The sequence below is a fragment of the Citrobacter sp. Cpo089 genome (assembly GCF_030332695.1).
GTDB classification, from domain to species: Bacteria; Pseudomonadota; Gammaproteobacteria; order Enterobacterales; family Enterobacteriaceae; genus Citrobacter; species Citrobacter portucalensis.
This window is the reverse complement of record NZ_JAOWHJ010000046.1, coordinates 197,233-205,728: the sequence shown is the minus strand read 5'-3', so window position 1 is coordinate 205,728 and position 8,496 is coordinate 197,233. Positions and strand designations below refer to the sequence as shown.

General features: G+C 52.7%; 7 protein-coding genes and 2 pseudogenes. 6 read left to right on the top strand and 3 right to left on the bottom strand.

Annotation, left to right across the window (positions count from 1 at the left end):
* Positions 1-315, top strand: a pseudogene (locus OGX92_RS08370) (IS1-like element IS1B family transposase); the annotation flags it as partial.
* 15 nt (positions 316-330) lie between these two features.
* Here OGX92_RS08370 and OGX92_RS08365 read toward each other — a convergent pair.
* From OGX92_RS08365 to ppiA, 3 genes and pseudogenes are all read right to left on the bottom strand, one after another.
* Positions 331-570, bottom strand: a pseudogene (locus OGX92_RS08365) (putative adenosine monophosphate-protein transferase Fic); the annotation flags it as partial.
* Entirely contained in the window at positions 560-727 is a 168-nt protein-coding gene (ficA, locus tag OGX92_RS08360; protein ID WP_003827708.1) for a FicA/YhfG family antitoxin, read from the bottom strand. The pseudogene OGX92_RS08365 and the gene ficA, both read right to left, overlap by 11 nt.
* A gap of 106 nt (positions 728-833) precedes the next feature.
* Positions 834-1,406 (bottom strand): peptidylprolyl isomerase A, encoded by a 573-nt coding sequence (gene ppiA / locus OGX92_RS08355; RefSeq protein ID WP_003023595.1) that lies wholly within the window; start codon positions 1,404-1,406, stop codon positions 834-836.
* A gap of 264 nt (positions 1,407-1,670) precedes the next feature.
* Between ppiA and tsgA the strand changes: the two genes are divergently transcribed.
* The 5 genes from tsgA to cysG all read left to right on the top strand — a co-directional run bounded on the left by tsgA (position 1,671) and on the right by cysG (position 8,385).
* On the top strand, positions 1,671-2,852 hold the full coding sequence (tsgA, locus tag OGX92_RS08350; protein ID WP_191222078.1) for an MFS transporter TsgA: 1,182 nt from the start codon (positions 1,671-1,673) through the stop codon (positions 2,850-2,852).
* A 272-nt stretch (positions 2,853-3,124) separates the two neighbouring features.
* Positions 3,125-5,668 carry an NADPH-nitrite reductase large subunit gene (gene nirB, locus OGX92_RS08345; protein WP_003827704.1) on the top strand — a complete coding sequence of 848 codons (2,544 nt, stop codon included), beginning with the start codon at positions 3,125-3,127 and terminating at the stop codon, positions 5,666-5,668.
* Complete coding sequence (nirD, locus tag OGX92_RS08340) at positions 5,665-5,991, top strand: nitrite reductase small subunit NirD (RefSeq protein WP_003023590.1); 327 nt, start codon at positions 5,665-5,667, stop codon at positions 5,989-5,991. The genes nirB and nirD overlap by 4 nt, the downstream gene beginning before the upstream one ends.
* A gap of 199 nt (positions 5,992-6,190) precedes the next feature.
* A complete protein-coding gene (gene nirC, locus OGX92_RS08335; RefSeq protein ID WP_008786308.1) occupies positions 6,191-7,000 on the top strand; it encodes a nitrite transporter NirC in 810 nt (269 codons plus the stop codon).
* 11 nt (positions 7,001-7,011) lie between these two features.
* A complete protein-coding gene (cysG, locus tag OGX92_RS08330) occupies positions 7,012-8,385 on the top strand; it encodes a siroheme synthase CysG (protein WP_126956357.1) in 1,374 nt (457 codons plus the stop codon).
* The last annotated feature ends 111 nt before the right edge of the window (positions 8,386-8,496 follow it).

Sequence of the window (8,496 nt, the reverse complement as noted above, 5' to 3'; positions counted from 1 at the left end):
GACAGGCTCCGGAAGACGGTTGTTGCGCACGTATTCGGTGAACGCACTATGGCGACGCTGGGGCGTCTTATGAGCCTGCTGTCACCCTTTGACGTGGTGATATGGATGACGGATGGCTGGCCGCTGTATGAATCCCGCCTGAAGGGAAAGCTGCACGTAATCAGCAAGCGATATACGCAGCGAATTGAGCGGCATAACCTGAATCTGAGGCAGCACCTGGCACGGCTGGGACGGAAGTCGCTGTCGTTCTCAAAATCGGTGGAGCTGCATGACAAAGTCATCGGGCATTATCTGAACATAAAACACTATCAATAAGTTGGAGTCATTACCGACTTCGCGCAGGAGTCCCGCCCAGTCAAAAATATCCCGATACAGCTGGCGATGAATGGCGCACAGGTGCGGTAAGCCCCGTTTAAGCGGCCCCAATTCGATAGTCGCCGCACGCAGCGCTGTCAGTTCATAAGCCGCCTGCGCTAAACGCTGCGCCTGATGAATCCCCAGACGGTTACGCATGACATTCAGGCCCGGATATAAATACGGGTCGCGACCATCACCGAATTTATCGCTCATAGTGCCTCCTCAGCTCTTCAAGACGCGCCAGAGCGTCTTCAGCACTCAGAGTAACCCGCGGAATATCTACGCCTTCCAGCCGTCGGCTGGCCTGGAAATTGGCGTTTCGCCGTTGTTCCCACAGCCTGGACTTTTGTTTATCGGTGAGTTTTTTCACGTGACCTCCCTGAATGAGCCGACACTTGCCACAAGTATAAGCAGCAATTTAGGGTTACGCAGAGAGAGGGGTGAACGCGGGCAAGAACTACCCGCGCAAGATACGATTACGGCAGGACTTTAGCAGAAAGGATAACAATCGGTTTTGACGGGACATTCTGGTATGGACCGACATCATGGGTCTGTACCTGAGAGATCTTATCCGCGACATCCATACCTTTCACAACTTTACCAAAAACAGCGTAGCCAAAGTCACGCTGGCCGTGATCGAGGAAAGCGTTATCTGCAATGTTGATAAAGAACTGGCTGGTCGCGCTGTCTTTATCCGCTGTACGCGCCATAGCAATCGTGCCGCGAGTGTTACGCAGTCCGTTATCGGCTTCATTCTTGATTGGCGGATTAGGTTTCTTCTGCTGCATCTGCTCGGTAAAACCGCCGCCCTGCACCATGAAGCCTGGGATCACACGGTGGAACGTGGTGTTGTTATAGAAACCACTGTTGACATAATCGACAAAGTTTTGCACTGAAACCGGGGCTTTCTGACTGTTCAGCTCCAGCTCAATGTTACCAGCAGAGGTTGTCAGCAGAACATGTGGATCACCTTTTGCTGCCAGTGCTGCGGGAGAGAGAGCAGAAAGAGCGAGAACAGCTGCAACAGCCGCCAGAGTCGATTTGAGCATGAGAATTCCTTAACAAGAGCAGAAATGAAGCAAGTGAATTGATTCTAAAGAGCCTTCAAGGACAAGGCCATCCCTTTACTTAATTTTACGTACCTGAAACAAATGTAACCTCATGGCTGCAAGCATCAATGTGATCAAGATCACATAGAAAAATGTAACACACCAAGTTATTACCAATAAATATTTAAATGCGTCACTAAAACGCCTAAAATCTGCCCGCTCACGGCGCAGTCAATGCGCCTTACACTTCTATACAGGCCAGTCATGACTAACAGCAATCGCATCAAGCTCACATGGATTAGCTTTCTCTCCTACGCCCTGACAGGTGCGTTGGTAATTGTCACCGGGATGGTGATGGGAAACATCGCAGATTACTTCCATTTGCCCGTTTCCAGCATGAGTAACACCTTCACCTTCCTGAATGCCGGCATTCTGATCTCTATCTTTCTGAATGCATGGTTAATGGAAATCGTGCCACTGAAAACCCAGTTGCGCTTCGGCTTTATCCTGATGGTACTGGCCGTTGCCGGACTGATGTTCAGCCATAGCCTGGCCTTGTTCTCCGCCGCCATGTTTGTATTGGGTCTGGTGAGCGGTATTACCATGTCGATTGGTACGTTCCTGGTAACTCAAATGTATGAAGGTCGCCAGCGCGGTTCCCGCCTGCTGTTTACTGACTCTTTCTTCAGCATGGCCGGCATGATTTTCCCGATGGTTGCCGCGTTCTTGTTAGCGCGCAGCATCGAATGGTATTGGGTCTATGCCTGCATCGGCCTCGTATACGTCGCCATTTTCCTGCTGACCTTCGGTTGTGAATTCCCGGCACTGGGTAAACACGCTCAGCAGTCAGACGCGCCGGTAGTAAAAGAAAAATGGGGGATAGGCGTGCTGTTTCTGGCGATCGCTGCACTGTGCTACATCCTCGGTCAGTTGGGTTTTATCTCCTGGGTCCCGGAGTTCGCCAAAAGTCTGGGCATGAGCCTGAACGATGCGGGTAAACTGGTCAGCGACTTCTGGATGTCTTACATGGTTGGCATGTGGGCATTTAGCTTTATTCTGCGTTTCTTCGACTTGCAGCGCATCCTGACCGTACTGGCGGGTCTGGCTACCGTCCTGATGTATCTGTTTATCACCGGTACGCCAGAGCATATGCCGTGGTTTATTATGACGCTGGGCTTCTTCTCCAGCGCGATTTATACCACCATCATTACCCTTGGCTCCCAGCAGACGAAGGTCGCCTCACCCAAACTGGTTAACTTCGTTCTGACCTGCGGCACCATCGGCACTATGCTCACTTTCGTCGTCACCGGCCCTATCGTGGCACACAGCGGCCCGCAGGCGGCATTGCAAACGGCTAACGGCTTGTATGCGGTTGTATTCGTGATGTGCTTTATTCTTGGATTCGTCACGCGTCATCGCCAGCATAACGCCCCAGCAGCGCATTAATCTCACTGCCGGATGGTATCCACATCATCCGGCATATTTTCTCCTCCTCTCTTCTTTCACTGGTCATGTAGGCCAATTCTTACAAAAACCCCTTAATTTGTACGCTATTTATACAAACACGAAAACCCAAATAATTCCGTCACTTATAAAAATGCTGACAAATCAGTTATATACCTCTTAAGGAGTATATAAGGGCGAATTTGATTTGCATCAATAAGCGCGGTTGCTGAATCGTTAAGGTAGGCAGTAATAGAAAAGAAATCGAGGCAAAAATGAGCAAAGTCAGACTCGCTATTATCGGTAATGGTATGGTCGGCCATCGCTTTATTGAGGATCTTCTTGATAAATCCGACGCTGCCAATTTTGATATTACCGTCTTCTGTGAAGAACCCCGCAAAGCGTACGACCGCGTACACCTGTCTTCCTACTTCTCCCACCACACCGCTGAAGAGCTTTCTCTGGTGCGTGAAGGATTCTACGAGAAGCACGGCGTTAAGGTGTTAGTGGGCGAGCGCGCAATTACCATTAACCGCCAGGAGAAGGTGATCCACTCCAGCGCAGGTCGTACGGTTTACTACGATAAGCTGATCATGGCGACGGGCTCTTACCCGTGGATCCCACCGATTAAAGGTTCGGAAACCCAGGACTGCTTCGTTTACCGCACCATCGAAGACCTCAACGCCATTGAGTCTTGCGCACGCCGCAGCAAACGCGGTGCCGTGGTCGGCGGTGGTCTGCTGGGCCTGGAAGCCGCCGGTGCGCTGAAAAGCCTCGGCGTTGAAACCCACGTGATTGAATTCGCCCCAATGCTGATGGCTGAACAGCTGGATCATATGGGTGGCGAGCAGTTACGTCGCAAAATTGAAAGCATGGGCGTGCGTGTGCACACCAGCAAAAACACCAAAGAGATCGTTCAGGAAGGCACCGAAGCGCGCAAAACCATGCGTTTTGCCGACGGCAGCGAACTGGAAGTTGATTTCATCGTCTTCTCTACCGGTATTCGTCCACGCGACAAACTGGCCACCCAGTGCGGCCTGGACGTCGCCCCTCGCGGCGGTATCGTCATTAACGACACCTGCCAGACCTCTGACCCGGACATCTATGCTATCGGCGAATGCGCCAGCTGGAACAACCGCGTGTATGGTCTGGTCGCTCCGGGCTACAAAATGGCGCAGGTTGCCGTTGACCATATTCTCGAGACCGAAAATGCCTTTGAAGGCGCGGACCTGAGCGCCAAGCTGAAGCTGCTCGGCGTTGACGTCGGCGGTATTGGCGACGCGCATGCGCGCACGCCGGGCGCACGTAGCTATGTCTATCTCGACGAAAGCAAAGAAGTCTACAAACGCCTCATCGTTAGCGAAGATAACAAAACCCTGCTCGGCGCGGTTCTGGTGGGCGATACCAGCGATTACGGCAATCTGCTGCAACTGGTGCTGAACGCCATCGAGCTGCCGGAAAACCCGGATTCACTGATTCTGCCAGCACACGCGGGCAGCGGTAAGCCGTCTATCGGTGTCGATAAACTGCCGGATAGCGCGCAGATTTGCTCCTGCTTCGATGTCACCAAAGGCATGCTGATTGCCGCTATCAACAAAGGCTGTCATACCGTTGCGGCGCTGAAAGCGGAAACCAAAGCGGGTACCGGTTGCGGTGGGTGTATCCCACTGGTAACGCAGGTCCTGAACGCCGAACTGGCGAAACAGGGTATCGAAGTTAACAACAATCTGTGCGAACACTTCCCGTACTCACGTCAGGAACTGTTCCATCTCATCCGCGTAGAAGGCATCAAAACCTTCGAAGAGCTGCTGGCAAAACACGGGAAAGGCTACGGCTGCGAAGTGTGTAAACCGACCGTCGGTTCCCTGCTGGCTTCCTGCTGGAATGAGTACATCCTCAAACCACAGCACACGCCGTTGCAGGACACCAACGACAATTTCCTGGCGAACATCCAGAAAGACGGTACTTACTCCGTGATCCCGCGCTCTGCGGGTGGCGAAATTACCCCTGAAGGCCTGGTGGCTGTGGGCCGTATCGCGCGTGAGTTTAACCTGTACACCAAAATTACCGGTTCTCAGCGTATCGGTCTGTTCGGCGCGCAGAAAGATGACCTGCCGGAAATCTGGCGTCAGCTGATTGAAGCCGGTTTTGAAACCGGTCACGCGTATGCCAAAGCGCTGCGTATGGCGAAAACCTGCGTAGGCAGCACCTGGTGCCGTTACGGCGTCGGCGATAGCGTTGGCTTCGGCGTGGAGCTGGAAAATCGCTACAAAGGCATCCGTACCCCGCACAAAATGAAATTCGGCGTCTCCGGCTGTACCCGTGAATGTGCGGAAGCTCAGGGCAAAGACGTGGGTATCATCGCCACTGAGAAAGGCTGGAACCTGTACGTTTGCGGTAACGGCGGGATGAAACCTCGTCATGCGGACCTGCTGGCCGCGGATATCGATCGCGAAACGCTGCTCAAATACCTTGACCGTTTCATGATGTTCTACATCCGTACCGCTGACAAACTGACCCGTACCGCACCGTGGTTAGACAATCTGGAAGGCGGTATCGAGTATCTGAAGTCCGTCATCATCGACGACAAGCTGGGCCTGAACCAGCACCTGGAAGAAGAGATGGCTCGTCTGCGTGAAGCAGTGGTGTGTGAGTGGACAGAAACCGTTAACACCCCATCCGCGCAGGTTCGCTTCAAACACTTTATCAACAGCGAAAAACGCGATCCGAATGTCCAGGTTGTGCCTGAACGTGAACAACATCGTCCGGCCACGCCTTATGAGCGTATCCCGGTGACTCTGGTGGAGGAAAACGCATGAGCCAGTGGAAAAACATCTGCAAAATCGATGACATTCTGCCTGCGACAGGCGTCTGCGCCCTGTTAGGTAACGAGCAGGTTGCGATTTTCCGCCCGTATCACAGCGACCAGGTGTTTGCGATCAGCAACATCGACCCGTTCTTTGAGTCCAGCGTGCTTTCTCGTGGGCTGATTGCTGAACATCAGGGCGAATTGTGGGTTGCCAGCCCGCTGAAAAAGCAGCGTTTTCGCTTAAGCGACGGTTTGTGCATGGAAGACGAACAGTTCTCCGTGAAACATTACGAAGCGCGAGTGAAAGACGGCACGGTGCAACTGCGCGGTTAATAAATTTTTGGGAGGCGCAACGCCTCCCCTTTTTTGTATTTTTTTTCATTTTCATTGTTATCACAAAATCATTTGTACTGCATCGCGGCGGCAACTGAGCAAATCCCCAGGAGCATAGTTCACTATGTGACTGGGGTGAGCGAGGGCAGCCAACAAAGAGGCAGGGCAAAGGATGAAGTGAGAAAAGGATAATCAACACATGTTCACAGACACTATCAATAAGTGTGCGGCTAACGCTGCGCGCATCGCACGCCTGTCGGCTAATAACCCGCTCGGATTCTGGATTAGTTCGGCAATGGCGGGAGCCTATGTTGGTCTCGGCATCATTCTTATTTTCACCCTCGGTAATCTGCTCGACCCGTCCGTTCGTCCTCTGGTGATGGGTGCAACCTTTGGTATTGCCTTAACACTGGTCATTATTGCCGGTTCTGAACTATTCACCGGACATACCATGTTCCTGACGCTCGGCGTCAAAGCGGGCACCATAAGTCACGGCCAGATGTGGGCAATCCTGCCAAAAACCTGGCTGGGTAACCTGGTCGGTTCCGTGTTTGTCGCTCTGCTTTACAGCTGGGGCGGCGGTAGCCTGCTGCCGGTCGATACCAGCATCGTCCATTCTGTTGCTCTGGCGAAAACCACCGCGCCTGCGATGGTGCTGTTCTTTAAAGGGGCACTGTGTAACTGGTTGGTTTGTCTGGCAATCTGGATGGCAATCCGTACCGAAGGCGCGGCAAAATTCCTCGCTATCTGGTGGTGTCTGCTGGCGTTTATTGCTTCCGGCTACGAGCACTCCGTTGCCAACATGACGCTGTTTGCCCTCTCCTGGTTCGGCCATCACAGCGAAGCCTATACCCTGTCAGGAATTGGTCATAACCTGCTGTGGGTGACACTCGGTAATACTTTGTCCGGTGTCGTATTCATGGGATTAGGTTATTGGTATGCTACGCCAAAATCGGAGCGTCCGGCTCCGGCAAAAATCAATCAGCCAGAGGCTGCTGCCAATAATTAAGGGGTAATGTCGTGGATCATTTGCCTATATTTTGTCAACTACGTGACCGCGACTGCTTGATCGTCGGCGGTGGTGATGTCGCAGAACGCAAAGCGCGGTTACTGCTGGAAGCTGGCGCCCGTTTAACGGTTAATGCGCTGGCGTTTATTCCGCAGTTCAAAGTATGGGCAGATGAAAATATGCTGACGCTGGTGGAGGGACCGTTCGATGAGTCCCTGCTCGACACCTGCTGGTTGGCTATTGCCGCCACCGATGACGATGCCGTCAACCAAAGCGTCAGCACCGCAGCAGAATCACGTCGTATCTTCTGCAACGTGGTCGATGCGCCAAAAGCAGCCAGTTTTATCATGCCCTCCATTATCGACCGCTCGCCGCTGATGGTGGCGGTCTCCTCCGGCGGAACATCGCCGGTGCTTGCCCGTCTGCTGCGTGAAAGGCTTGAATCTGTACTGCCTCAGCATCTGGGCCAGGTCGCGCAGTATGCCGGCAAGTTGCGCTCCCGTGTGAAGAAACAGTTTACCAGCATGGGTGAACGTCGCCGCTTCTGGGAAAAATTGTTCGTGAATGACCGCCTGGCGCAGTCGTTGGCGAACAATGACCTGAAAGCCGTCGAGGAAACCACCGAGCAAATGCTCAGCGAACCGCTGGATCACCGTGGCGAAGTGGTGCTGGTTGGCGCCGGTCCTGGCGATGCCGGCCTGCTGACGCTGAAAGGGCTACAGCAGATCCAGCAAGCGGATGTCGTGGTCTATGACCGTCTGGTTTCCGACGATATCATGAACCTTGTACGCCGCGACGCAGACCGGGTATTCGTCGGTAAACGTGCGGGCTATCACTGCGTACCACAGGAAGAGATCAACCAGATTCTGCTGCGTGAAGCACAACAGGGCAAGCGCGTGGTACGACTGAAAGGTGGCGACCCGTTTATCTTTGGCCGCGGTGGCGAAGAGCTGGAAACGCTGTGCCATGCTGGTATTCCATTCTCTGTAGTGCCAGGTATTACCGCAGCCTCCGGTTGTTCTGCCTATTCCGGCATTCCACTGACCCATCGTGATTACGCTCAGAGCGTACGTCTGGTTACCGGACACCTGAAAACCGGCGGTGAGTTGGACTGGGAAAACCTGGCAGCAGAGAAACAAACGCTGGTGTTCTACATGGGACTAAACCAGGCGGCCACGATCCAGGAAAAATTGATCGAATTTGGCATGCAGCCCGATATGCCCGTCGCCCTGGTAGAAAACGGTACCTCCGTGAAACAGCGTGTCGTCAATGGAGAGCTAACTCAGCTAGGAGAGTTGGCACAACAGGTTGAAAGCCCAGCGCTAATTATTGTTGGTCGTGTGGTAGGGTTACGGGATAAATTAAACTGGTTCTCTAATTATTAATTTAAATCATGCCCTGACATTCAGGGCATTTATTTATCTTTTTTTCATTCGTTATTTATTCTCAAATCCAGATGAAGAAAAAATGAATTCATTCATCACATAAATACATTT